This window comes from Xanthomonas sp. F14 (assembly GCF_014199865.1).
Genome location: NZ_JACHOM010000001.1, coordinates 1953482 through 1976287, shown reverse-complemented (window position 1 = coordinate 1976287; position 22806 = coordinate 1953482). Strand labels below are relative to the sequence as shown.

20 protein-coding genes and 1 pseudogene are annotated in these 22806 nt (G+C 68.1%); 9 read left to right on the top strand and 12 right to left on the bottom strand.

The annotated features are described in order from the left end of the window. Positions 1–308 precede the first annotated feature (308 nt). Positions 309–958, bottom strand: a pseudogene (locus tag GGR73_RS08515) (LysR substrate-binding domain-containing protein); the annotation flags it as partial. 169 nt (positions 959–1127) lie between these two features. On the opposite strand from GGR73_RS08515, the gene GGR73_RS08510 reads away from it, so the two are divergent. Continuing rightward, positions 1128–1601 (top strand): (R)-mandelonitrile lyase, encoded by a 474-nt coding sequence (locus GGR73_RS08510; RefSeq protein ID WP_024939905.1) that lies wholly within the window; start codon positions 1128–1130, stop codon positions 1599–1601. Positions 1602–1714: 113 nt separating this feature from the next. Here GGR73_RS08510 and GGR73_RS08505 read toward each other — a convergent pair whose 3' ends face one another. Further along, positions 1715–2623: an AraC family transcriptional regulator gene (locus GGR73_RS08505; RefSeq protein WP_184456407.1), complete on the bottom strand. Its 909-nt coding sequence runs from the start codon at positions 2621–2623 to the stop codon at positions 1715–1717. Between the two features lie 234 nt (positions 2624–2857). On the opposite strand from GGR73_RS08505, the gene GGR73_RS08500 reads away from it, so the two are divergent. After that, on the top strand, positions 2858–3061 hold the full coding sequence (locus tag GGR73_RS08500; RefSeq protein ID WP_184456405.1) for a hypothetical protein: 204 nt from the start codon (positions 2858–2860) through the stop codon (positions 3059–3061). A gap of 914 nt (positions 3062–3975) precedes the next feature. On the opposite strand, the gene GGR73_RS08495 is transcribed toward GGR73_RS08500, so the two are convergent. Then, the gene (locus tag GGR73_RS08495; RefSeq protein WP_046343521.1) at positions 3976–4890 is read right to left on the bottom strand and encodes a LysR family transcriptional regulator; all 915 of its coding nucleotides are present in this window, start codon (positions 4888–4890) and stop codon (positions 3976–3978) included. Between the two features lie 100 nt (positions 4891–4990). Here GGR73_RS08495 and GGR73_RS08490 point away from each other — a divergent pair, with 100 nt between their 5' ends. Both GGR73_RS08490 and GGR73_RS08485 read left to right on the top strand, forming a co-directional pair. Next, entirely contained in the window at positions 4991–6202 is a 1212-nt protein-coding gene (locus GGR73_RS08490; protein WP_102251656.1) for an MFS transporter, read from the top strand. Between the two features lie 153 nt (positions 6203–6355). Further along, positions 6356–7387 carry an aldo/keto reductase gene (locus GGR73_RS08485; RefSeq protein ID WP_184456403.1) on the top strand — a complete coding sequence of 344 codons (1032 nt, stop codon included), beginning with the start codon at positions 6356–6358 and terminating at the stop codon, positions 7385–7387. A 7-nt stretch (positions 7388–7394) separates the two neighbouring features. On the opposite strand, the gene GGR73_RS08480 is transcribed toward GGR73_RS08485, so the two are convergent. From GGR73_RS08480 to GGR73_RS08460, 5 genes are all read right to left on the bottom strand, one after another. After that, on the bottom strand, positions 7395–7643 hold the full coding sequence (locus tag GGR73_RS08480; RefSeq protein WP_184456401.1) for a hypothetical protein: 249 nt from the start codon (positions 7641–7643) through the stop codon (positions 7395–7397). A gap of 74 nt (positions 7644–7717) precedes the next feature. Beyond that, on the bottom strand, positions 7718–10093 hold the full coding sequence (locus GGR73_RS08475) for a TonB-dependent receptor (protein WP_102251659.1): 2376 nt from the start codon (positions 10091–10093) through the stop codon (positions 7718–7720). A gap of 399 nt (positions 10094–10492) precedes the next feature. Next, positions 10493–11716, bottom strand: coding sequence for an MFS transporter (locus GGR73_RS08470; protein WP_184456399.1), 1224 nt, complete (start codon positions 11714–11716; stop codon positions 10493–10495). Continuing rightward, on the bottom strand, positions 11713–12141 hold the full coding sequence (locus GGR73_RS08465) for a MarR family winged helix-turn-helix transcriptional regulator (RefSeq protein WP_104625756.1): 429 nt from the start codon (positions 12139–12141) through the stop codon (positions 11713–11715). The genes GGR73_RS08470 and GGR73_RS08465 overlap by 4 nt, the downstream gene beginning before the upstream one ends. Positions 12142–12558: 417 nt before the next feature. Further along, on the bottom strand, positions 12559–14625 hold the full coding sequence (locus GGR73_RS08460) for a TonB-dependent receptor (RefSeq protein ID WP_184456396.1): 2067 nt from the start codon (positions 14623–14625) through the stop codon (positions 12559–12561). A 163-nt stretch (positions 14626–14788) separates the two neighbouring features. Here GGR73_RS08460 and GGR73_RS08455 point away from each other — a divergent pair, with 163 nt between their 5' ends. Beyond that, positions 14789–15205: a MerC domain-containing protein gene (locus GGR73_RS08455; RefSeq protein ID WP_024939915.1), complete on the top strand. Its 417-nt coding sequence runs from the start codon at positions 14789–14791 to the stop codon at positions 15203–15205. Between the two features lie 135 nt (positions 15206–15340). After that, positions 15341–15523, top strand: a complete 183-nt coding sequence (locus GGR73_RS08450) for a 30S ribosomal protein THX (protein WP_016904806.1) — start codon at positions 15341–15343, stop codon at positions 15521–15523. A gap of 255 nt (positions 15524–15778) precedes the next feature. Here GGR73_RS08450 and GGR73_RS08445 read toward each other — a convergent pair whose 3' ends face one another. From GGR73_RS08445 to GGR73_RS08430, 4 genes are read right to left on the bottom strand one after another with little or no spacing between them, the layout of a single operon-like run. Then, the gene (locus GGR73_RS08445; RefSeq protein WP_102581349.1) at positions 15779–17122 is read right to left on the bottom strand and encodes a chloride channel protein; all 1344 of its coding nucleotides are present in this window, start codon (positions 17120–17122) and stop codon (positions 15779–15781) included. A 43-nt stretch (positions 17123–17165) separates the two neighbouring features. After that, positions 17166–18461, bottom strand: a complete 1296-nt coding sequence (locus GGR73_RS08440) for an alkaline phosphatase family protein (protein WP_184456394.1) — start codon at positions 18459–18461, stop codon at positions 17166–17168. A gap of 36 nt (positions 18462–18497) precedes the next feature. Further along, positions 18498–19040 carry a methylated-DNA--[protein]-cysteine S-methyltransferase gene (locus GGR73_RS08435; RefSeq protein WP_016904575.1) on the bottom strand — a complete coding sequence of 181 codons (543 nt, stop codon included), beginning with the start codon at positions 19038–19040 and terminating at the stop codon, positions 18498–18500. Next, positions 19037–20500, bottom strand: a complete 1464-nt coding sequence (locus tag GGR73_RS08430) for an AlkA N-terminal domain-containing protein (RefSeq protein WP_184456392.1) — start codon at positions 20498–20500, stop codon at positions 19037–19039. The genes GGR73_RS08435 and GGR73_RS08430 overlap by 4 nt, the downstream gene beginning before the upstream one ends. 148 nt (positions 20501–20648) lie before the next feature. Here GGR73_RS08430 and GGR73_RS08425 point away from each other — a divergent pair, with 148 nt between their 5' ends. From GGR73_RS08425 to GGR73_RS08415, 3 genes are all read left to right on the top strand, one after another. Beyond that, positions 20649–21821: a COG3904 family protein gene (locus GGR73_RS08425; RefSeq protein WP_102584936.1), complete on the top strand. Its 1173-nt coding sequence runs from the start codon at positions 20649–20651 to the stop codon at positions 21819–21821. A gap of 64 nt (positions 21822–21885) precedes the next feature. Beyond that, a complete protein-coding gene (locus tag GGR73_RS08420) occupies positions 21886–22134 on the top strand; it encodes a hypothetical protein (protein WP_054591543.1) in 249 nt (82 codons plus the stop codon). A 150-nt stretch (positions 22135–22284) separates the two neighbouring features. Beyond that, complete coding sequence (locus GGR73_RS08415; RefSeq protein ID WP_047126840.1) at positions 22285–22794, top strand: DUF4019 domain-containing protein; 510 nt, start codon at positions 22285–22287, stop codon at positions 22792–22794. Positions 22795–22806 lie beyond the last annotated feature (12 nt).

Here is a 22806-nt window from a genome sequence, read left to right as displayed (position 1 = left end):
ACGCTCCTACACAAGCGTGTCACCGCGCCGGAGCGCGCCGCAACGCGTCGATCCCCCCCTTCAACCCGTCCGCAAGCCGACGCTGTCGTAGGAGCGTGCCCGCGCGCGATGGGGCGTTACCGAGAAAGGCCTGGTCGCGCGCAGGCACGCTCCTATACGGGCGTGTCAGCGCGTCAGATCGTGCCGCAACGCATCGATCACCCCCTTCAACCCGTCCGCAAGCCGAGGTCGTCGTAGGAGCGTGCCCGCGCGATGGGGCGTTACTGAGAAGGTCTGGTCGCGCGCAGGCACGCTCCTACACGGGTGTGTCAGCGCGCCAGGTCGTGCCGCAACGCATCGATCACTACCTTGAGTGCGCGCGAGGATTGGCGGCGGCTGGGGTAATAGGCGTGAGCCATCGAACGGCTCGCACCAGTCCTCCAGCACGCGGCGTAGCCGGCCGGCGGCGATGTGCCCTAGCGCCATGGTTTCCGGCAAGAACGCGGGTCCGCCGCCGGCCAACGCGGCACGCAGGATGGCGCTGCTGCCGTTGAAGGTCCATTGGCCTTCCACGCGCACCTTGACCTCGCGGCCGTCCTTTTCGAAATCCGAGGGCAGCAGGCCACCATGGGTGGGCAGGCGCAAGCCGATGCAATTGTGCCGGGCCAGCTCGGCCGGCGCGGCGGGGATGGTGTGGTGCACGAACGTAGTCCGGCAGCGCCACCACCGCCATGCGCTGCATCGGGCTGATCGGTACCGCGATCATGTCCTTGGCGACCTGGTCGCCCAGCCGGATGCCGATGTCATAGCGCTCGGCAACGATGTCGGCCAGCCCGTAATCGACGGTGACCTCGATCTTGAGGTCGGGATAGTCGGGCAGTACGTTCGACAACCCCGGCCAGATATAGGCATCGGCGGCGTGGCCGGCGGTGGTGATACGGATGGTGCCGGCCGGCTTGTCGCGGAAGTCGGTGAGCGCGCATGCCATTCATGCCGCTGCATCATGCGCGATGGTGCGTGATGGCTTCAAATCCGAGATGTCATTGCCGCATTGATGCGCTGTGTTTCTAGGTGCATGCGCGGTTGCCCGGGTAATGCCGGCGCACACGCGCGCTACAGTGCAGGCACTTGGATCGAGGAGCACTGCCATGAATCTGTTCGCAACTGCGATGTCGCTGTCGATGATGGCTGCCGTCACGCCCGGTGGTGAAGAGCAACAGGCGATCAGGGTGAGCAAGGCCGGTGGCGCCGCATCTGCGGCCGGCCCGGCCGACTATTTCACCGGCAAGGTGCGCATCGATGCGCCCTTCCAGGCCGACGCGCCGGCGCGGGTGGGCGGCGCCACGGTGACTTTCGAACCTGGCGCGCGCACCGCCTGGCACACCCACCCACTGGGGCAGACGCTGATCGTCACCGCCGGTGCCGGACGCGTGCAGGAATGGGGCAAGCCGGCGCAGCAGATCCGCCCGGGCGACATCGTGTGGATTCCGCCGGGCGTCAAGCACTGGCACGGTGCCAACGCCACCGTGGCGATGTCGCATATCGCCATCGCCGAAGCGCAGGACGGCTCGCCGGTGACGTGGCTGGAGCAGGTCAGCGAGGCGCAGTACGCGGCCGAATGACACGGCGCTCAACGGTGACGTGGTGCGGTCTGCCGCGTCATCGTAGGTGATGCATGTCGCTTAGTGCAGGAGCGCGTGACTAGGCTCCGCTGCGTCACTGCGCACGAATGAGCTTACGCCGCTTGTGTCGCAGCCTGTGCTCCGGCACGCAACCGTTGTGCGTCACGTGCGGGCGGCGCGCCAAGAATGCGTGCGTAGTCGCGACTGAATTGCGAGGCGCTTTCGTAACCGACGCGGAAGCCGGCATCGGCGGCATTCAGCGTTTCGGCCAGCATCAGCCGGCGCGCTTCGTGCACGCGCAGATGCGAGCGGTATTCCAGCGGCGTCATCGAAGTGACCGCCTTGAAATGCGCATGAAAGGTGGAGCGGCTCATTGCCGACAGATCGGCGATCTGCTCGATGCGGAAGCGCTGTGCGTAGTGCTCGCGCAGCCAGACAATGGCTTTGGAAATCTGGTTGAGCCGGCTGTCGGCGATGGCCATCTGGCGGACCACCGCATTGGCCGGATCGGCCATCAGGCGATAGAGCACTTCGCGCAGGACCAGCGGTGCCAGCGCGGCGATCTCCTGCGGTTGATCGAGCAGACGCGCCAGCCGCACTGCAGCGTCCTGCAATGGCGGGGTGCTGTGGTTGAGCAACAAGCCGGCCTGGGCCGCATCGCGTTGCGGCTCCACCAGCTCCGGGTGGCTGACGGCCAGGTCGCTCAGCACCGCGGTGTCCAGATCCAGGCAGAAACACAGATACGGCTGCGCGGCGCTGGCCTCGATCACCGAACCGACGATCGGTAGATCCACCGAGGCCACCAGATACATCTGCGGGTGATAGAGATACGCCGTCGCGCCCAGCATCGCCTGCTTGCGGCCTTGCGCCACCAGGCACAGCATCGGCGTGTAGACCGTGGGCACCGACACGGTGGGCGAGGCGCTGCGCATGATCTGCAGCCCGGCAATCCGGGTGGCGTGCATGCCGTCGCCAGGAGCATGGCGCAGCAGGATGTCGGTCATCTCGGTCAAGGCGGACATGCAGGACTCGGCGGTGGCACCAGGCGGCTCGGCCGCGATGCCGTCGATCGTACAAGACCCACTGTCATGGAGCCCACATGACGACCGCAGCAGCGGCAAAGGCAGCGCCGGGTGGCGCCGGCACCGGCGGGCAGGCCTGCGCGCCCGACGCCCGACAATCGCAGGCCAGACACGATCCTGCGCTCACACACGCGCCGTATCATGGGTGTCTGTTCCCGTGACCACCCCCGTCCCATGCCCGCAAGACGTTCGACCATCCCCGCACCGGCAAGCCCGGCCGACTGGAAGGCGCTCGAGGCTGCCGCCACGGCCGAACTTGCGCGCCGCACGGCGCAAGCGCATCGGCAAATCCTTGGATTGTTGAACACGCATGGGCATCTGCTCAGCGAAGCGCAGCGGCGTGGATTGCACCGGCGCTTGCTGCGTGCAGGGCGCTAAACGAGGGCGCTAGGGCGCCAGCGACATCCTTGACCCTAGAGCGACGGTGCCAACGTGCCGGCCGCACGCGCTTTATTGATTGGTGAGTCGAGTGCGCGGTGCCCTCACCACTTGCGGGACGCGCCGTGAATCCATCCGTGGAGATTCCTTGGCGGCATCCATGCCGCCAAGGGTCCCGCAACCGGCGAGGACACCGCACCAGAAAGGTGGTCGGTGCTCGCATAAGAGCTGCTTGTCTCGCGAAGTGCATTGGTCGTTGACTGTTGGGTCGCGCAGGTACATCGCTATCCAAAAATGCACATGACGTACTGCTCGTAGCTATGCGTACCGAATATCCCGACTGGTTGTCGTTAGAGATGCATCGGGCGGTGAGCTGGCACATCGGCATCAAACAACGCGCATCTGGCACTGCTTTTAATCGTGCACACCGACCATCCAGGCAGGTCCTTGCCCGCCTACCGTCGCGGGACCTTACGCGGCATGGATGCCGCGTAAGAGCCTACACGGACGTACTTGCGGCGTGTCCCGCGATGGTGGGCGGGCAAGGGCCCCGCAGCCAAGCGGCAGATCGCCCGCTTTACAGCTGACATATCTGCAACGCCGTAGATCGTCCACTCTGCCTTGCGGCGTGTGCTGCGATGGTGGGGGGCAAGGACCCTGCAGCAAGGCGGCAGATCGCCTTCCTTACAACTGATCTATCCGCAACCCCCCATATCGGGCTCTCCGGCTTGCAACGTGCTCCGCGGTGGTGAGCGGGCAGGAGCCCTGCAGCAAACTCGCAGATCGCCGCCCACCACTGATCCAACAGCGGGACTCGGTCCAATCCAGCCACTAACCAACCAAGACGTCGCCTCGCAGCCACGCATCGATCCGCGTCCAGCCGGCATCGGCCGACGCGACCGACGCGCTCGCGTTCAACCGCCCAGCTCCCACGGCGGCACGTCGCCCAGGCGTTCCTGCAGAAAATCCACGAATGCACGCACACGCGGTGGCTGCAGCTGGCGCGCCGGCATCACCGCGTTGATCTGCGAGGTTGGCGGCGGGTAATCGGGAAGTACCTCGACCAACCGGCCGTTGCGCAGTTCTTCTGCGATATGCCAGTACGAATGCAACGCGATGCCTTGGCCGGCGACGGCCGCATCGCGGATCAACTCACCGAAATTGCTTTCGAAGCGGCTCTGCATGCGCACGCGCACCAGGCCGCCCTCCGGCGTTTGCAGCTGCCAGACATCCTGGCGGCCGTCGCGGCCCATCAGCAGCACGCCGGCATGCCCGGCCAGGTCGTCCGGCGTGCGCGGGGTGCCATGGCGCTGCAGATAGTCGGGCGAGGCGGCGAGGGTGCGGCGGTTGTCGGCGATGCGCCGCGCCACCAGCCCGGAGTCGTCCAGCGGGCCGATGCGGATCGCCAGGTCGAAGCCTTGCTTGACCAGGTCCACCAGGTCGTCGCTCAGGTGCGCACTGATGTGCACGCGTGGATGACGGGCCTGGAATTCCGGCAGCAAGGGCGAGACGTACTGCCGCCCGAACGAGGCCGACATGGTCATGCGCAGGATGCCGCCGACCGCGTGTGCGCTCTCGCGCAGATCGTCGGCCAGCGCGTCCAGATCCTGCACCAGCACGCGGCCGCGCTCGGCCAGGCGCTGGCCTTCGGGGGTCGGGTGCAGCCGGCGCGTGGTCCGGTGCAGCAGGCGCACGCCCAGGTCGCGCTCCAGCCGCTTCAGGCGCTGGCTGGCGACCGCTACCGACAAATCCAGGCTGCGCGCGCCGGCAGTGATCGAGCCGGAGTCGAGCACGCGCAGGAACAGCGCGATATCGCCGAGGCGGTCCATGCGATTCTCAATGATTGCTTGATAGTGAATCAGGATAACAGGGGTTTTTGCTTAGGACGCTGGAGCGCAGGCTGTGGGTTGTCTTCCCTGGTCCATGCCCATGTCCGCTTCCGCGCGTTCTTCCCGTTTTCCGCCAGCGCTGCTGGCGCTGACCATCGGTGCCTTCGGCATCGGTACCACCGAGTTCGTGATCATGGGCCTGCTGCAGCAGGTGGCCACCGACCTGGGCGTGTCGCTCAGCGCTGCCGGCCTGCTGATCAGCGGCTATGCGCTGGGGGTGTTTGTCGGGGCGCCGGTGCTGACCCTGGCCAGTGCGAGGCTGCCGCGCAAGGCGGTGCTGGTCGGCTTGATGGCGATCTTCACCCTGGGCAACGTGGCCTGCGCGCTGGCGCCGGACTACACCAGCCTGATGGTTGCGCGCGTGCTGACCTCGCTGGCGCACGGCACCTTCTTCGGCGTGGGCGCGGTGGTGGCCACCTCGCTGGTCCCGGCCGAGCGCCGTGCCTCGGCGATCTCGCTGATGTTTGCCGGCCTGACGGTGGCCACCCTGCTGGGCGTGCCGGCCGGCGCCTGGCTGGGTCTGCAGCTGGGCTGGCGGGCGACGTTCTGGGCGGTTGCGGTCGTCGGCGTGCTGGCCACGGCCGCGGTGGCACTGTGGGTACCGGCGAACGCAGGCGCGGCCGCGCCGGTGTCGTGGCGTCAGGAAGTGGCGGTGCTGGGGCGCGGGCAGGTGCTGCTGGCCCTGGCGATCACGGTGGTGGGCTATGCCGGCGTATTCGCGGTATTCACCTATATCCAGCCGTTGCTGGTGGACGTGAGCGGTTTCGCGCAGACGGCGGTCTCGCCGGTGTTGCTGGTCTTCGGCGTCGGCATGATCGTGGGCAATCTGCTGGGCGGGCGTCTGGCCGACCGGCGCCCCACCGCCGCGTTGCTGGGCAGCCTGGCGGCACTGGTGGTGGTGCTCGCCGCGATGGGCCTGGTCCTGCACAACAAGACCGCGATGGTGGTGTTCGTCGGGCTGCTGGGCGTGGCCGCCTTCGCCACCGTGGCGCCGCTGCAGTTGCGCGTGCTCGAGCATGCGCGCGGTGCCGGCCAGAACCTGGCTTCCAGTCTCAATATCGCCGCGTTCAATCTGGGCAATGCGCTGGGCGCCTGGCTGGGCGGCGTGGTGATCGCCACCCATGCCGGCCTGGTCGCCACGCCCTGGGTCGCCGCGCTGTTGAGCGCGCTCGGCCTGGGGATCGCGTTGTGGAGCGTGCAACTGCAACGCCGGCGTACCGCCGCGCCGGGCGTGTGTGCGCCGGCAGGTTGATTCGTTTCTTAGGCACGAGCGCAGTGACCGCGCAACCGGCAGCCCTGTGCGATCGCGCGGGTGGTCGGCGAGCAGAGCGTGGCGCTTGGCATCGCGCATGGCCGGATCGACCGCCAGCGCGCGGATTTTCTTTCGGTTTCAAGGAGCATTGCGATGGAGACACGTTTTCTCGGCCGTTCCGGTTTCAAGGTCCCGGCGCTCGGTCTGGGGGCCGGTACCTTTGGCGGCAAGGGGCCGCTGTTTTCTGCATGGGGCGATACCGATGTGGCGCAGGCGCAGCGCATGATCGATCTATGCCTGGAGGCGGGCCTGAACCTGTTCGACACCGCCGATGTGTATTCGGACGGCGCCTCTGAAGAGATTCTCGGCCAGGCGCTGCAGGGCCGCCGCGATCAGGTGATCCTCTCGACCAAGACCGGCCTGCGCCTGGGCGATGGGCCCAACGATGCCGGTGCCTCGCGCTTCCGCCTGTTGCGCGCGGTGGATGCCTCGTTGCGGCGCCTGCGCACCGACTATATCGATCTGCTGCAACTGCATGCCTTCGATGCGATGACGCCGGTGGAAGAAACCCTGTCCACGCTGGATGGGCTGGTCCGCGCCGGCAAGGTGCGCTACCTGGGTGCGTCTAATTATGCCGGCTGGCAGCTGATGAAGTCGTTGGCGGTGGCCGATGCGCAGGGCTGGAGCCGCTTTGTCGCCAATCAGACCTATTACTCGCTGGCCGGGCGCGACTACGAATGGGAGCTGATGCCGTTGGGCATCGACCAGGGCGTGGGCGCGGTGGTGTGGAGTCCGCTGGGCTGGGGGCGCCTGACCGGCAAGCTGCGCCGCGGCCAGGCATTGCCCGAACACAGTCGCCTGCATGCCACCGCGGCCGCCGGCCCGGCGATCAGCGACGAGCGCCTGTTCGACATCGTCGATGTGCTCGACGCGATTGCCGACGAGAGCGGCCGCAGCGTGCCGCAGATCGCCATCAACTGGCTGCTGCAACGGCCCACCGTGAGCACGGTGCTGATCGGCGCACGTGACGAAGCGCAGCTGCGCCAGAACCTGGGCGCGGTGGGCTGGTCGCTGACGGACGCGCAACGCGCGCGCCTGGATGCGGTGAGCGCGGTGGAGCCGCCGTATCCGTACTACCCGTACTGGCGCGGGCACTTTGCCGAACGCAGCCCGCTGCCGGTGTGATGCCGCATCACAATGGCCGTGCCGTGCGCGGAACTACCTCGGGATAGGGCACCTTGATGTCTCGAAAGAGCCGGAAGAGCGCATCCGGGTTGAATGACGGATGCGACAGGGCGTCGATCGGCTCCCGGTGCGCGGTTGCGCAGCCGATGCCGGCGGTGAGAAAGCGCAGTGGTCGCATGGCCGCGAAGGTGTAGCAGCTGGACCACTGGCACAGGTAGGCATGCGCCGCGCCTGCGCTTCCGCGTTGCGCGTCCAAGGACGCGGCCGCGCGCTCGGACGTGGACCGCGCGACAGCCGTGGACTGCCGCGCGGGATGACGTCTTGGCTTGCCTACCAGCGATACGCCACCGACATCTGGTACTGCCGTCCGGCGATCGGCCGGCCCATGAACACGCCGCCGGTCGCTGCACCCGGGACACGCACATTGCCTTCGGTCAGGCCCAGCGTGTCGGTGACGTTGCTGCCGCTGGCGGTCACTTCCCAGTGCTCGCCCACATGCAGGTTGGCGCCGATGTCGAGCATGTCGTAGGACGGCAGCCGCTGGCTGTTGGCCAGGTCCGCAAAGCGGTCGCCGATGTAGGAATAGGTGGCAAACACCTTGAGGTCGCCGAACGGCAGCATCCAGTAGTAGCTGGGCGTGATGCGGAACTGGCGCTTGGGCTGGCGCATCACCTGGTTGCCGGTGAACTCGCGGTAGTTGCGGTACTTGGCATCCAGCCACACCCCGGTGCCGGCCAGCTCGAAGCCGCCGAACGGGCGGATGGCACCTTCCACCTCCAGCCCGCGCGCACGCGAGTCGCCAACGGTGGTGAAGTTTTCACCATTGGCCAGGAACGCCTGGAACGGCGAGTTCTTGAAGGTGTTGTAGAACGCGGTCAGGTACAGGTCGTAGCTGCTGGCACCGGACTTGAGCCCGAGTTCGTACTGATCCACTTCCTGCACGCGATTCTGGCCATCGCGCAGATTGTCGAAGCCTGGGAACTTCACCCCCGAGTTGACGCGTGCGAACAGGCTGTTGTGCGTATCGAGCGTGAAGTTCAGGCCCGCCGTCCAGGAGAACGCCTCATCGTCCTGGTCGATGCGGCGCGTGCTGGCCAGGGCGAGCGAGGTGGCGTTGTCGTACAGCGTGTCCGGGTTGCCGTCCAGATCGACGGTGGCGGTGTCGTGCACATCGCCGGTGACGCTCTGGCGTTCGTAGCGGGCGCCCAGGTCCAGGCGCAGCCGCGCGTTGAGCTCCCATTCGTCGGCGACGAAGGCGGCGATGTTCTCGCCATCGTAGTTGGCGCGCAGGTTGAAGAACGCGGTGCTGGTGAAACCCTGGCGCGTGGCCTGCTGGCCGTTGTCCAGCGCCAGATCGATCCGGCGCGCGTTGTTCTGCGCGGTAAGCAGCATGGTGTTGCCCAGGTACCAGGTGTCTGCCGAGGAATATTTGGCGTAGTACGCGCCCACGGTGAGCGTGTTGCCCGTAAACAATTCGCGGCTCAGGCGCAAATCGTTGGTGACCGAATTCAGGCGCTTGTCCACCGACCACCAGCCGGCTTCCAGCACTTGCTGATTCGGATCGACGACGCCGCCGCCATTGGTGAAGCTACCGCTGCCGGTAGTGCCGTAACTGGCGATGAAATCGCTCAATCGCACCGGCGCATCGCCGGTGAACAACGCATAGGTCGGCGCGCTGCCGCTCATCACGTTGAAGCGGTCGGCAATGGTCCAGTCGCCGGTCTCCCAGTTCAGTTCGCCGCCGAACACATCGATGTTGACGCCGCGGCCGTCGGCCAGATCGCGGCGGATGGTCTGTCCATCCGGCCCGACCAGCAGATCGACATTGCGGAAGTCGCGGCCGAGCAGGGTGCCGGTTTGCGCATTCAGGCCGGGGAAGCTGGACAGGTCGTTGCCGTTGTTGCGCGACAGCAGCGGAATGGCGGTATAGAAGGCATTGTTGTCGTCGGTATGCCGCGCGTAGAACGACAGCTCGCCGCTGTCCCAGCGCTTGCTCAAGGTGGCGCTGAATTGGCCACCCTTGTCGGCGGAAAACTGCGGGTCGCGCACGCCGTCGGTTTCGCGAAAGAAACCGCCCACGCTGTAGTACCAGCCATTGCCCATCGGCCCGCTGTTGAAGACATCGATGCGGCGCAGCGCGTTGTTGCCGCCGGTCAGGCGTACGCTGCCTTCGGGCTCGTCCTGGCCTTTTTTCTGGATGAAGTTGACCGTCAGACCCGGCTGGCCGTTGGAGAAGATCGGGCTGGAGCCGCCACGCAATACCTCCATGCGCTCGACCGTGTCGTCGACGCGAAACAGCGTGGAATTTTCCAGGAACGACAGGGTCGGCGGCGGAAACAGCGGCGAGCCATCCAGTTGCATGGTCACGAACGGCGCATCGCCTTCGGACGGCATGCCGCGCACGAAGATATTGGCGCCGGTGCCGCCACCGCTGGGCTCGGCCCATACGCCGGGCACGATCTTCAGCAGGTCCGCAGTGCTCTGCGGCACGGCCTGCTGGATCTGCTCCGGGCTGGCGGTGGTGATCGAGAAGCTGGCATCGCGCTTGGCCAGGCCCTTGAAGCGCGCGGTGCCGCTGACGATCACTGCATCCAGCGTGGTGGCCTCACTGCGCGGCTCGGCGGTGGACGTCTGCGCATGCGCGCCAGGCGCAAGCAGGGCGCCGATGGCAAGGGACAGGGCATAGCGGGGCATCGATGCGGTCATGAAAGCTCTCCTGGGATGACGTCGCAGCTGGCGGCAATGCGCGCGTCGTACACGCGCCGCCAAAGGGTGACCGGCAGCACGTCACAGTGGCCGGTCGCGCAACGCAGCGACACACGTCGCGCTGTTGTTCTAACGGAGTTGCCGGCAAAAGCTGTTGTGCGCTGCGGCACTCGGCGCAGGCGACGTGCTCGCCATCGATCAATGCGGTAAGGCGCCGGACAGCGCGTGCGCAGTGCACGCGTGTCGCTATCGGACCGCGTGTGGGTCGTTCCAACGCGCACCGCAGCGGCAGCCAATGCGATCCATCGTCGCGGCACGATGGCCTTTGCGCATGTGCTGCCAGGCACCGTGCAATGGCGCAGCGATGTCGCTGCGGGCAGGCGCACGCTTGCGCCTGCTTTACGCTGCTGCGCGTACCGGCGCGGCTTCGCGGATCGGCAGGTTGATCAGTGCGGCGATCACTGCCAGCAGCATGTCGGCGTACCACATCCAGCTGTAGTCGCCGAAGCGCTCCAGCGCCAGCCCGCCCAGCCACGCCCCGAAGAAGCCGCCGATCTGGTGCGACAACAAGGTCAGGCCGAACAAGGTGCCCAGGTAGCGCGGGCCGAACAGTTTGCCGATCAAGCCTGCCGTCGGCGGTACCGTGCCCAGCCAGGTAAAGCCCAGTGCCGCGGCGAACAGGTAGAAGGTCAGCGGCGTCGGCGGCGCGATCAGGTACAAGCCGATCAGCACCGCACGGCTGGCATACAAGGCGCACAGCAGCCACTTCATGCGGATGCGTTCGCCGAGCTTGCCGGCGACCAGGCTGCCGGCCACGTTGAACAGGCCGATCAACGCGATCGACACCGCCGACACGCTGGCGGGCAGGCCACAGAGCGCGATCTCGCCGGGCAGGTGCGTGACCAGAAACGCGATATGCACGCCGCAAGTGAAAAAGCCCAGATGCAGGCACCAGTAACTGCGATCGCGCAGGGCAACCTGCAGTTGCGCACGCAAGCCGATGTCGCCGTTTGCGATCGGCATGTGCATGCCCGGCGGCGGCGATCTGCGTCGCAGCGGCCAGGCCAGCGGCAAGGTCAGCAGGGAGATCATCGCCAGCCCGGTCATCGCCCTGGCCCAACCGGCGGCGCCGATCATCAGCTGCACCAGTGGCGCAAACACGAACTGGCCGAGCGAGCCGCCGGCATTGATCAGCCCGGCCGCGAACGAGCGCCGCTCCGGCGCCAGACGTCCGGCAGTGGCACCGATCAGCACCGAAAAACTGCCGGCGCCCGCACCGGCGGCAGCCAAGATGCCCAGCGAGACGATCAGGCCCCACTCGCTGGCCAGCCACGGGCTCAGTCCCAGGCCCAGCGACAACAGCACGCCGCCGAACAGCAGCACCGGCAGTGGCCCGCGCGCATCGGCGATCGCGCCGAATACCGGCTGCACCGCGCCCCAGACCAGTTGCCCCACCGCCAGCGCGAAGCTGATCGACGCGATGCCGATCCCGGTCTGGCGATGGATCGGCTCCACGAACAGGCCGGTGGTCTGGCGTGCGCCCATCGTCAGCATCAGCATGGCCGAGGCGGTGAGCAGCAATCCCCACTGCGCGCTGGCGCGGGCGCTCGCAGAGGTGTTCATGCCGCTGCCTCCGCGTCCAGGGCCGCATCCAGTTGCATCAAGGTGGCGTGCAGCTGCGCGGTGGAGGCGCTGCCGAACAGCGTTTCCAGCTGCGTCTGTGCGCGTTGCCAATGCGGCAGGGCGCGCACCAGCAGCCCGCGTCCACTGCGGCTCAGTACCACCACTTTCTGGCGCGCATCCTCGCCGCGACGTGCCTGCACCCAGCCCGCCGCCAGCAGCGGCTTGAGATTGCGGGTCAGCGTGGTGCGATCCATGCCTAGCGAGTGCGCCAACGCACCCAACGGCTGTGCGCTGACCAGCCGGCGCAGGATCGAGTATTCGTTGAGGCTCAGGCCCACCTGTGCCAGGGCATGGTCGTATAGCTGCGAGGTGCGCCGTGCGGCGCGGCGCAGCTGGAAGCAGGTGCAGGGGCTGGTCCCGGACATGGCGATGCTCCACGAGGATGCTCGCACTTTGCGTGCATATGCACCTATTGGCAAGCGCATGGCGAATGTGGCGCGCTTGTCCGTCGAAGCATGGTCGATCAAGTCTGCGCGGCAATCGCAGACCGCCCAACGCGCGGCAATGACGGCGCTGGCACATGCATGGGTGCGTACCGGGCAGCGTCGGCTATCGGCCAACGCCGGCAAGCGGCCCCGGTGTGATCTGTCAGCGGTGCGTAGAGCCAGCCCGCGCAATGCAGCGCATCGGCTCTTCGCTGCGAGCAGCATTGCAGGGCAGGGCTGCCATCGCCGCGCCGGTACGCGCAGCACGGCAGAACGCCGAGGCCGGCAGCCCCGCCGCTGGACATGACGAGGCCGCCCGAAGGCGGCCTCGCTTATGACGGCGGGAGAGAGGTACCGTCAGAAGAACAGGCGCACGCCGAACGAGGCGCTGCGGCCGGGAAGCATCACGTCGTCCTTGAGGAAGGAGGTGTGCACGCGTGCGTCCTGGTTGGTCAGGTTGTTGCCGTCCAGGAACACTTCCCACGCGTTGCTGCCACGGTCCACGTGGTAGGCCAGATGCGCATCGACGAAGGTGTATCCATCGGTCGGGGTTTCGTTCACCGCCACCTTGTCCTGCTTCATGGTGCGGGTGGCGCCGAGCGAGGCGCGCCATGCATCGGCGTTCCAGCGCATCTGCGCGCCGACCCGGCCCGGTGCGATGCGCGGCAGGTTGCCGCCATCCTTCAGGCGCGCACGCACGGTGTCGCCGAACACGCGCAGATCCCACGCGCCGGTGTCGTTGTCGGCCAGATGGAAGGTGGCCTCGCCCTCGAAACCGTGGAAGACCGCATCGTTCTGCGTCCACTGGCGGATCGGCAGGAAGTCGTTGTCTTCTTCGTTGAACCATTGGCCGCCGGTATCGACGATGTAGACGAAGTCGTTGTAGCGGTTGTAGTACGCGGCGATCTTGGCATCCACCCATGCGTTCTGGAAGTTCAGGCCCAGCTCGGCCTGGTTGGCCTTTTCGGTCTTCAGATCCGCATCGCCGATCTCGTAGGCGAGGGTGGCGATGTGCGGGCCGTTGGCGAACAGCTCTTCCTCGGCCGGTGCGCGTTCGGCGTGGTCGAGGTTGGCGGTCAGGCGCCATTGTTCGTTGAAACGGAAGCCGCCGCTGGCCGAGAAGCTGGTCGGGGTGAAGTCGCGGTCCACGCCGATGTCGGTGCGGTACTTGACCTTGTCCACGCGCGCGCCGACTTCGGCGGTGACGCGCTCCCAGCTGTTGCGCGCCACGCCGAACACGCCGAGCGAGCGGGTGTCGGTCTTGGGCACGAAGGATTCCTCGCCGATCGCCTGGAAGGTGGTGTCGCTGCCCTGCAGGCCGAACGCGGTCTGCCAGCCGCCGCCGAAGGTGAAGGAGGCTTCCACGCGGCCTTCGTTGGCGCGCTTGGTGAACACGGTGCCGACTTCGGCACCTTCGAACTCGGTGTGCGCGTAATCGGTGTGGCCGAAGCTGTAGCGCAGTGCGCTGCCTTCGCCCCAGGGATCGGTCAGCCCGCCCTTGAGGTCGTAGCGGTCCTGCTGCAGCTTCAACGACACCCCGCGCTCGCCGATCGTCGGGTCGCCCGGCTCGCCGGGGTTGCCGTAGTTGTCACGGAAGCGCGAGGCCGACAGGCCGACGAAACCCCAGTCGCCGGACAGCGAAGCGCCGACCGAGCCGACCTTGGAGTCGATCCAGCTGTTGAGCTGGCGCCCCTGCGGGGTGTCGTAATCGTTCTGGTTGCGGTAAACGCCGTCGGCATGGATCGACAGGCCGCTGCCATTGCCGGCATCGACGCGGAACATGTCGGTGTTGCCGTCCTTGTCGCCGCCGTCGAAGCGCACTTCGGCGCGGCCGCTGAAGCCGTCCACCGGGGTTTCGGCAATGCGCCCGTCGACCACGTTGACCACGCCGCCGATCGCGCCGGAGCCGTACAGCAGCGTGGACGGGCCCTTGAGCACCTCGATCTGGTTGGCCAGGAACGGCTCGATCGCCGGCGAGTGGTCCTGGCTGACCGTGGACACGTCCTGGGTCGACAGGCCATCGCGCAGCACCGCCACGCGCGGGCCGTCCAGGCCACGGATGATCGGCCGGCCGACGCCGGGGCCGAAGTTGGAACTCTGCACGCCGGGCAGGCTGGCCACGGTCTCGCCCAGGCTGGAGCTGCGTACCTCGTCCAGACGCTCGCCGGCCAGCACCTCGACCGGGCGGCTCAACTCGCCGGCCGCATCGCGCAACGGGCTGGCGGTGACGACGACCTTGTCCAGGTCCTTGATATGGCGGCCACTGGAAGCGGTGGCGTCGTGGCGCGTGTCCGAGCTGGGCGGGGTCTGCGGGTCGGCGGCTGCCGGTGCGTCCTCGGCCAGGGCCAGGGCGGGCGTCAGCAGGCTGGTCAGCGCCAGCGAGAGCGTGGAGCGGCGGAGCGAGAAAGCGAGGCGAGGGTGCATGGCGGGCCGGACTCTGTGATTGTTACTGTATATCAATGGTAGGGCGCAGCTTGGCGACTGTGCCGACGGCAGGACCCGCTCACCTGCGCGATGCAGCGGTGCGGGTCTGGAACAAGGAAGATGTTATATTATTCCACGTCGCCGCGAGCCCCTGCTGGAAGTCATGCCTCTACCGTCCCTTCGCCATGTGCTCGACCGCTTCGGTGCGACCGGTTCGCTGCTGTGCGCGGTGCATTGCGCGGTGCTGCCGCTGGTACTGGCCCTGGCCCCGTCGTTGGGCTTGTCGTTCTGGCTGGGCGATGGGGTCGAACTGGCCATCGTGGTGTTCGTGACGCTGCTGGGGCTGTTCAGCCTGGTGCTGGGCTATCGCCGCCACAAGGCGCTGCACGCGCTGGCACTGTTGCTGCCGGGCTTGCTGTTGCTGTGGGCCGGCCTGCTTTATGACCCCTTGCACCACGCGGTGGTGCCGCATGCGGTGGTGATGACGCTCGGCGGCGCGCTGGTCGGCATCGCCCACCTGGTCAACCTGCGTCTGAACCACGGGCACGCCCACGTCCACGACGCCAGCTGCGCGCACTAGCCCGGGCTGCGCGGGCAGGGCCTACGTGGTAGGCTTGCCGGCCTTGCGCGAGGGCGCCGCCGGCGTAAACCTCGCCAGACCCGTGTTCAGCGCGGGGATTTTGTATTCAGTATTCACATTCAGGAGTCGACGAACATGGGTAAGGGTGACCGCAAGACCGCCAAGGGCAAGCGCTACAATTCCAGCTACGGCAATTCGCGTTCGCACGCGGTGAGCAAGGTTGTCGTGGGTGCAGCTGCCCCGGTTGCCAAGAAGGGCGTGGTCAAGGCTCCGGCCAAGAAGGCTGTCGCCAAGAAGACCGTTGCCAAGGCCGGCTGATCCCTAGCCCGCTTCGCGACACCAGAACGCGGCGCTTGCGCCGCGTTTTTTTATGTCCGGCATCGGCGCAGACGCGCGCTGCAGCGCTCGCCCTAGCAGCCATTCCGCTACCGGCCTGCGTCGAAGCGGCGACGCGCGCGCCGCTGGCGTCGGTTCGCGCATGGTGGAACAGCCCGTCCGGAGTGCGCGGCGGTCATGGCCGGCAGCTGCACACTGCGGTCGGTCGACCCTGCTCCGCTCTCCCGTCTGTGATGTTCAGTGCGTCGTCGCCGTAGCCGGCGAGGTGCGGGACGGCATCGGCGCCAGCAACTGTTCGGCCAGGCCGCGATAGATCGGCGTCTTGCACACCAGCCCGGACATTGCGCGCGCGATCAGCACGGTAGCCAGGATCGGCAACAGCATCTGGCTGGTGTCGGTCAGTTCCAGCGAGATCACCGCCGAGGTCAACGGCGCCTGGGTCACGCCGGTCAGATACGCGCACATGCCCAGCAGCACGAAGGTGCGCGGGTCCACGCCCGGCATCAGCACCGACAGGTTGTGGCCGATGCCGGCGCCCACCGCCAGCGCCGGCGAGAACAGCCCGCCCGGAATGCCGGCCAGGTAGGAGACCAGATTGGCCAGCAGCTTCATCAGCCCGAATTCGTGGCCGACCACCGCATGGCCCTGCACCAGGCTGCGCGCCTGCTCGTAGCCGGTGCCGAACGCGCCTTGCCCGAACACCAGTGCCAGCCCGACCAAGGCCACCCCGCACAGCGCGGCCAGCAGCACCGGGTGGCGCTGGCGCAGCGTTGCCAGCCAGCGCGGTTTGCCGCTGACGCTGGCCAGCACCAGGCGCGCGAAGATGCCGCCGAGCAGGCCGGCCACGCTGCCGCATAGCGCGATCGCCAGCCAGGCCTGGCCCAGCGGCAAGGCCACCGCAACCTTGCCGAAGTAGGTGTAGTTGCCCAGCAGGCCCAGCGACACCACGCCACCGACGATCACCGCGGTCAGCAAGGTGCCGGAGAAGCGGTGCTCGAAGCGCCCGCTCAATTCCTCGATCGCAAACACCACCCCGGCCAGCGGCGTGTTGAACGCCGCGGCGATACCGGCCGCGCCGCCGGCAAGCAGGAAATGCGAGAGCTCGCGCGGATCGCGAAACCCGAACCAGCGCCCGAACACATGCATCAGGCTGGCGCCGACATGCACGGTGGGGCCTTCGCGTCCGACCGAGGCGCCACCGAGCAGCGACAGGGTGGTCAGGGCGAGCTTGCCGATCGACACGCGCAGCGACAGATTGGTCTGGCGGAATGCGGCGTCGTCATGTTCCAGCGCCGCGATGACCTGCGGAATGCCGCTGCCACGCGTCGGCCGCATCGCGCCGGAGGTGAGCCAGGCCAGCAGGGCGAAGATGCCCGGCGTCAGCAGCAGTGCCCACCAGATCGAATGCGCGGTGATGCGCTGGAACAACTGGAAGGCGGCGTCGCTGGCCTTGGCGAACACGATCGCCACCAGTGCTACTGCAATTGCGCCACCCCAGAGTGCGGCGCGGCGACGCCAGCCTTGGCTGGACAACAACGGCCGCAGCCGAAGCCGGCGCGGCGAGGGATCAGGAGCAGACATGGCGCCATTGTCGCATCCGCGCCGCGCGGCCGCGACGCGTCACTCAGCGGCCGGCGGCCGGCGGCACGCGCAGAGCCGGCAGCAGCGTGGCGGGATTTCCATCATTGGGCGCGGCAGGAATGCCCAGCAGCCGGGTCATCAGCGCATACACATCGACGTTGTCGAAGCCCGGCAAGCGCTTGCCCTGCGCCAGATCCGGGCCCTGCGCCAGGAACACCGCACGCATCGACGGCAGCGCCGGATCGAAACCGTGCGAGCCGCGCATCTGATCGCGCGGGCGCTTGGCCAGCTTGTCAGGGAACAGTGCATCCCAGCCCTCGTGCATCTGGCACACGATCGGCGGAATGCGCGGATGCGTGCCGTAGTGCCAGCGTGCCGGCAGCTCCGTCTTGCGCCAGCAGTCGTACTGCGCATGCGCACCGAGCAGGCCGGCTTCGGCGCGGGCCTGCTGTCCCGGCAATGGCGCAAAGCCGATCACCTGCCCGTCGGTCACGGCAGTGGCGATGTCCGGGCGCGCCATGTCTTCCACGCTGATCGCATGCCCGGGCGCCACTTCGGCCATGCCGTGGTCGGAGACCACGACGATATTGGTGCGCTCGCGCGTGCCGTCGCGCTGCATGCCGGCCAGCAGCCGGCCGATCGCGCCATCCACCGCACGCACGTTGTCGGCGTATTCGCGCGACTCCGGGCCGTGGTCGTGGCCGGCTTCGTCCACGTGTTCGAAATACAGCGTGACCAGGCGGTTGCGGTCGGCGCCGGAGGCGGCCAGCCAGCCCCGCACTTCGTCCACGCGCGCGTCCAGGCTGGTGCCTTCTTCGTAATGGCGCCAACGGGTGGGGCGCACGCCGCCGATCGCCGCCTCGCTGCCCGGCCACGACCAGGTTGCGGCATGCAGGCCATGGGTTTCCGCGCCCACCCACAGCGGCTCGCCACCCCACCAGCGCGCATCGCCGACGGCATCCTGCTTGCTCAGCCAGAAGCCGCCCAGCGTCGCATCGCGCATGCTGTTGTGCACGATGCCGTGGTGGTCCGGGCGCAGGCCGGTGACCAGCGTGTAGTGATTGGGAAAGGTCAGCGACGGGTACGACGGCGTCATCCAGCGCGCACGTACGCCGTCGTGCGCGAGCTGCGACAGAGTCGGGGTGATGCCGCGATCGAGCATGTCCGCGCGCAGCCCGTCGATGGAGATCAGCAGCACGCTGTGCGCTGAATCGCTGTGCGGTGCGTCGACCGACGCGGGCGCCGCCGGGGCGGGGGCTGGCGTACTGCGCGAAGGGGCGTGAGAACTGCAGGCCGCGAGCAGTGCGAGCGCGGCAAACACAAAACGTCGATCAATCATCGCGCCAGTTTACGGCCTGGCAATGACGTCGCGAAGTCAGCGCGTGCCGGCGGCGGATGCGGCGAACAGATCGTCGGCCGCTGCGCCCTGGCGCGGCGACCAGCCTTCCAGCTGCAACAAGGCCTGCTTGGTCGGCAGACCGCCGCCAAAGCCGGTCAGCGCACCGTTGGCGCCGATCACGCGGTGGCAGGGCAGCACGATCGGCAATGGATTGCGCCCATTGGCAGCGCCGACCGCACGGCTGGCGGCCGGGCGTCCCACCGCATGCGCGAGTTGCGCATAGCTCCAGGTCTGCCCGAACGGAATCTGCGCCAGCGTATGCCAGACCTGCAGCTGGAACGGCGTGCCGGTCGGGGCCAGTGGCAGGTCGAAGCTGCGCCGCCCGCCATACAGATAGTCGAGCAATTGCTCGCGTGCCTCGCGCACCAGCGGCGCATCGGGGTCGTGCTGCCAACGCGCGCGGCCGACCGCGTCGTAGCGGTTCTGCGCGAACAGGATGTGGTGCACGCCGGCAGCATCGGCGGCCACGCTGAGCGCGCCGATCGGCGATGGGAAGGTGTCGTAATACAACGTGCTCATGAGCGGGTGTCCTTGCGATCGACAGCGAGATGCCACAGGTGCAATACGGCGTAGGCGCGCCACGGCCGCCAGGCCTGCGAGCGCGCTTCGGTGGCGCGCTCGCTCAGGCGCTCGGGCGTGCCGAGCACCTGCTGCAGGATCAGGTCGCCGGCCGGAAACGCGTCCGGATGCGACAGCGCACGCATGGCGACGTAGTGCGCGGTCCACGGCCCGATGCCGGGCAACGCGGTGCAGGCGGCGACGAACTCGGACAGGCGCTGGCCGGCGCCGAAATGCAGCTGCCCTTGCGCGCAGGCCGAGGCTAATGCACGCAGCGTGGCGGCGCGCGCCCGCGGCAGGCCGAGTTGTTCCAGCGGCGCCTCGGCCAGCTGTGCCGGGGTCGGAAAGATGCGGTCCAGGCCGGGCGGCATCTCCAGATGATGGCCGCCATGCCGGTCGACCAGCCGCGCTGCCAGCGTTGCCGCGCCGGCCACGCTGATCTGCTGGCCCAGCACGGCGCGCACGGCCACCTCGAAGCCGTCCCAGCCGCCCGGCACGCGCAGCCCGGGGCGGCGCGCGATCGCCTCGGCCAGCAGCGGCTCGGTCGCCAGCGTGGCGTGCACCGCCTGCAGGTCTGCATCCAGATCGAACAGCCGGCGCACCCGCCGCACGATCTGCGGAATCTGGCGCGGGTCGGTGGCGCCGATGCGCAGCAACAACTCCGCACGCTGCGGCGCCGCGCTGACCTCGATCAGGGTTGAGTTGCCCGGCGTGCCGATCACGCGCCGGTAGCCGCTGGCGTCGACCTGCTCGATGCCGGGAATCGCGCGGCGTTGCAGGAATGCCAGCATCGCCGGCAGATCCAGCGGCGGGCGGTAGCCCAGGCGCAGGGTCAACTCGCCACCCGGGACCTCGGCACGCTGCTTGCGCAGCGCCGATGGCGGCGTCCCGCAGCCTTCCAGGAACGCGGCATTGAAGCGACGCAGGCTGTTGAAGCCGGCCGCCAGCGCGACCTCGGTGACCGGCAATGCGGTCTCGGTCAGCAGCTGCTTGGCCAGCAGCAGCCGGCGCGTGCCATGCACCTGGATCGGGGTGGCACCGAGCTGCTGCACGAACTGCCGCTGCAGCTGGCGTGCGCTCAGGCCCACTGCGTCGGCCAGGGTCTGCACCGGCTGCTCCTGCAGGGCACCGTCGGCAATCATCGCCAGTGCGCGTTGCACGCTCTCTTCGCCCAGATGCTGCTGCGCCTGCGGCGACAGCTCGGGGCGGCAGCGCAGGCAGGGCCGGTAGCCGGCGGCACTGGCTGCCGCCGCGCTGGGGTAATAGCTGATGTTGCCCGGCTTGGGCGGCGGCGCCGGACAGACCGGCCGGCAGTAGATGCCGGTGCTGCGCACCGCGGTGAAGAACAAGCCGTCGAAGCGTGCATCGCGCGCCAGCCGGGCGCGGTCGCATTGGAGTCGGTCGGGCGTGGCGGTTTGCATGGCGCCAGTCTATGCGCTCGCCCCGGCCCGGGCTGGCCGTTTTCGGACAGGGTTGCACCGGGCCGCCGCGTTCATGGCAGGGTCAAACGCTTCGTCCATTCAGCCATAGACTGAGGGTGATCCCCGTCGCGGTCCGTTGCCTGACATCATGCTGAAACTGCTCTGCCTGTCCCTTTCATGCGTGCTGGCGCTGGCGGCCTGCGACCGCACCAGCACCTCGGCCGATGCCGCCGCGACGCAGCAGAGTGGCGCAGGGCAGGGCGATGGCGACCATATGGTGTCGGTGGATACGCCCGAGCCGGTGGCGCCGCCGCCGCGGCCGCGTGCACAGGCCGGCGAAGCCGGCTGGCCGCAGGCGGAGCTGGACGCGGGCAAGGCCTGGATCAGTTGCGCCACCGATTACAGCAGCGAAGCCGGCGACGGCACGCTGCTGCCGGCGTTGGACCGCGCCAGCGTGGAGGCGGCGCTGGCGCCGTGTCGCGACACCGGCCTGTTGCGGGTGCGCTACGCCGGCAAGATCAACGCCGGCTTCGCTGCGTTGGTGTGGCGGCTGGCCGCGGTGGCCGAGCAACTGCGGCTGCCGCATCGCATCCTGGACCTGGATTCCAGTGGCGGGCAGGTGGAAGCGGCGATTCGCGCCGGCGATGTCATCGGCGAATCCAACTGGACCATCTGGGTGCGCGAAGGCTCGATCTGCCACAGCGCCTGCGTGTTCGTGCTGGCCGCCGGCGACAACCGGCTGGTGGCCGGCAAGGTCGGCATCCACCGCATGATGCGGATCAGTTCCAAGGCCACCTCGCGCGCGGAACTCAATCGCGAATTGCGCGAGGTCTACGGCAACGTCAAGGATTATCTGGAGCGCAATGGCGTGGCGGTGGCGGTGGCCGACCTGATGATGACCGTGCCCAACCGCAGCCTGCGCCTGCTGACGATGGACGAGTTGCGCGAGTACGGGCTGGATGGCACCAACGCGGTGCAGGACGACCTGGAGCGCATCCGCCAGATGCGCAAGTGCGGCGACGCCTTCGTGCGCCGCAAGGACGCGTTTCTGGTTGCCTTCGACCAGAAGTGCAAGGGCGAGGGCGCCGATCTGGAGGCGGTCAACGCCTGCGGCCTGGCCTTGAAGCAGCGCTTCGGCTTCCCGGATGCGGCCTGCCCGGAAGAAAGCCCGCTGGCCGAAACCGATGCCGCCGCGCTGCCGGCCACCGCCGCAGCGCAGGCCGCGCCGGCGGCCGACGCAGAGGCAGGAGCGCCAACTGCGGCACCTGCCGCAGAGTCGGCTGCCGAACCCGCGCCGGACCCCGCCCAGGGCGAGGGCTGAGCTTCACACCCACCGCACTGCCGGCTGCCTATGGTCGCGGCATACCACGGAGCCGGGGGGCGACATGCTTGGAAAGACGAAAGGCGTTGCGCTGGCATATCTGCCATCGGCGCTGCTGGTGCTGGCCGGGTTTGGCGTGGCCGAACTGCTGCAGGTGATCGCTGCGGCCAGCCATGTGCAGTGGCCGGCGACGCTGGCGGTGTGGCTGAGCCTGGCGGCCCTGATCGCTGCCATCGCGCGCGCACTGTGGGTCAGTTGGCGACTGTGGCGGCCACGCGGCGTCGCGGCGGTTCCGCCGGGCGGCGACATCTGATTTTTGAGTCAAGGCGTGCGTTCCCGGCACCCGGCTCGCGCGTCGCTTGCACACTCACCTCACCATGCAGCGCAGGTCTTAAACTGCCGCACTCGCCGCAAACCCTGCGGCGGTTCCCATCCGTTTGCTAAGCACAAGGTCATCTGCCCCATGTTCCGTCCTCGTCTGCTTGCCGCACTGCTGTTGGCTCCCTCGCTGGTCCTGGCACAACAGCCGCAGACGGCTGCACGTCCGGCCGCCGCTCCCCAGGCGGCGCCCACGGCCAGCCCGGCGCAGCAGGCGCAGCTGACCAAACAGAACACCGAGATGACCCAGGCGGCACTGCGGGTGGCGCAGATGGTCGATGCCAACCAGGTGGCCTCGCTGTGGGATGGCGCCTCCAGCGTCGCCAAGACCGCGGTCAAGCGCGATGTCTTCGTGAGCCAGATCGGCGCCGAACGTGCGCGCCTGGGGGCGGTGGTCGGACGCGGGCAGGGCTCGGTGACACGGGTCAAATACGCTGCCGGCGCGCAGGTGCCCGAAGGCCTGTACGTCAACGTCAGCTTCCCGACCCGGTTTGCCAAGGCCCAGCAGCCGGTGCGCGAGCTGGTGTCGTTCCGCCTGGACGAGGACAAGACCTGGCGTCTCGCCGGTTACAGCCTGCGCGCGTCGATCAAGTGATCTTGCAGCTCA

Excerpts from the sequence above, each read along its gene's own strand:
- GGR73_RS08415 (WP_047126840.1), top strand. The coding sequence starts at position 22,285 with ATGTTCCGTCCTCGTCTGCTTGCCGCACTGCTGTTGGCTCCCTCGCTG.
- GGR73_RS08435 (WP_016904575.1), bottom strand. The coding sequence starts at position 19,040 with ATGAGCACGTTGTATTACGACACCTTCCCATCGCCGATCGGCGCGCTC.
- GGR73_RS08445 (WP_102581349.1), bottom strand. The coding sequence starts at position 17,122 with ATGTCTGCTCCTGATCCCTCGCCGCGCCGGCTTCGGCTGCGGCCGTTG.
- GGR73_RS08460 (WP_184456396.1), bottom strand. The coding sequence starts at position 14,625 with ATGCACCCTCGCCTCGCTTTCTCGCTCCGCCGCTCCACGCTCTCGCTG.
- GGR73_RS08465 (WP_104625756.1), bottom strand. The coding sequence starts at position 12,141 with ATGTCCGGGACCAGCCCCTGCACCTGCTTCCAGCTGCGCCGCGCCGCA.
- GGR73_RS08510 (WP_024939905.1), top strand. The coding sequence starts at position 1,128 with ATGAATCTGTTCGCAACTGCGATGTCGCTGTCGATGATGGCTGCCGTC.
- GGR73_RS08420 (WP_054591543.1), top strand. The coding sequence starts at position 21,886 with ATGCTTGGAAAGACGAAAGGCGTTGCGCTGGCATATCTGCCATCGGCG.
- GGR73_RS08475 (WP_102251659.1), bottom strand. The coding sequence starts at position 10,093 with ATGACCGCATCGATGCCCCGCTATGCCCTGTCCCTTGCCATCGGCGCC.
- GGR73_RS08450 (WP_016904806.1), top strand. The coding sequence starts at position 15,341 with ATGGGTAAGGGTGACCGCAAGACCGCCAAGGGCAAGCGCTACAATTCC.
- GGR73_RS08485 (WP_184456403.1), top strand. The coding sequence starts at position 6,356 with ATGGAGACACGTTTTCTCGGCCGTTCCGGTTTCAAGGTCCCGGCGCTC.
- GGR73_RS08455 (WP_024939915.1), top strand. The coding sequence starts at position 14,789 with ATGCCTCTACCGTCCCTTCGCCATGTGCTCGACCGCTTCGGTGCGACC.
- GGR73_RS08430 (WP_184456392.1), bottom strand. The coding sequence starts at position 20,500 with ATGCAAACCGCCACGCCCGACCGACTCCAATGCGACCGCGCCCGGCTG.
- GGR73_RS08490 (WP_102251656.1), top strand. The coding sequence starts at position 4,991 with ATGTCCGCTTCCGCGCGTTCTTCCCGTTTTCCGCCAGCGCTGCTGGCG.
- GGR73_RS08425 (WP_102584936.1), top strand. The coding sequence starts at position 20,649 with ATGCTGAAACTGCTCTGCCTGTCCCTTTCATGCGTGCTGGCGCTGGCG.
- GGR73_RS08440 (WP_184456394.1), bottom strand. The coding sequence starts at position 18,461 with ATGATTGATCGACGTTTTGTGTTTGCCGCGCTCGCACTGCTCGCGGCC.
- GGR73_RS08495 (WP_046343521.1), bottom strand. The coding sequence starts at position 4,890 with ATGGACCGCCTCGGCGATATCGCGCTGTTCCTGCGCGTGCTCGACTCC.
- GGR73_RS08500 (WP_184456405.1), top strand. The coding sequence starts at position 2,858 with ATGCCCGCAAGACGTTCGACCATCCCCGCACCGGCAAGCCCGGCCGAC.
- GGR73_RS08505 (WP_184456407.1), bottom strand. The coding sequence starts at position 2,623 with ATGTCCGCCTTGACCGAGATGACCGACATCCTGCTGCGCCATGCTCCT.
- GGR73_RS08470 (WP_184456399.1), bottom strand. The coding sequence starts at position 11,716 with ATGAACACCTCTGCGAGCGCCCGCGCCAGCGCGCAGTGGGGATTGCTG.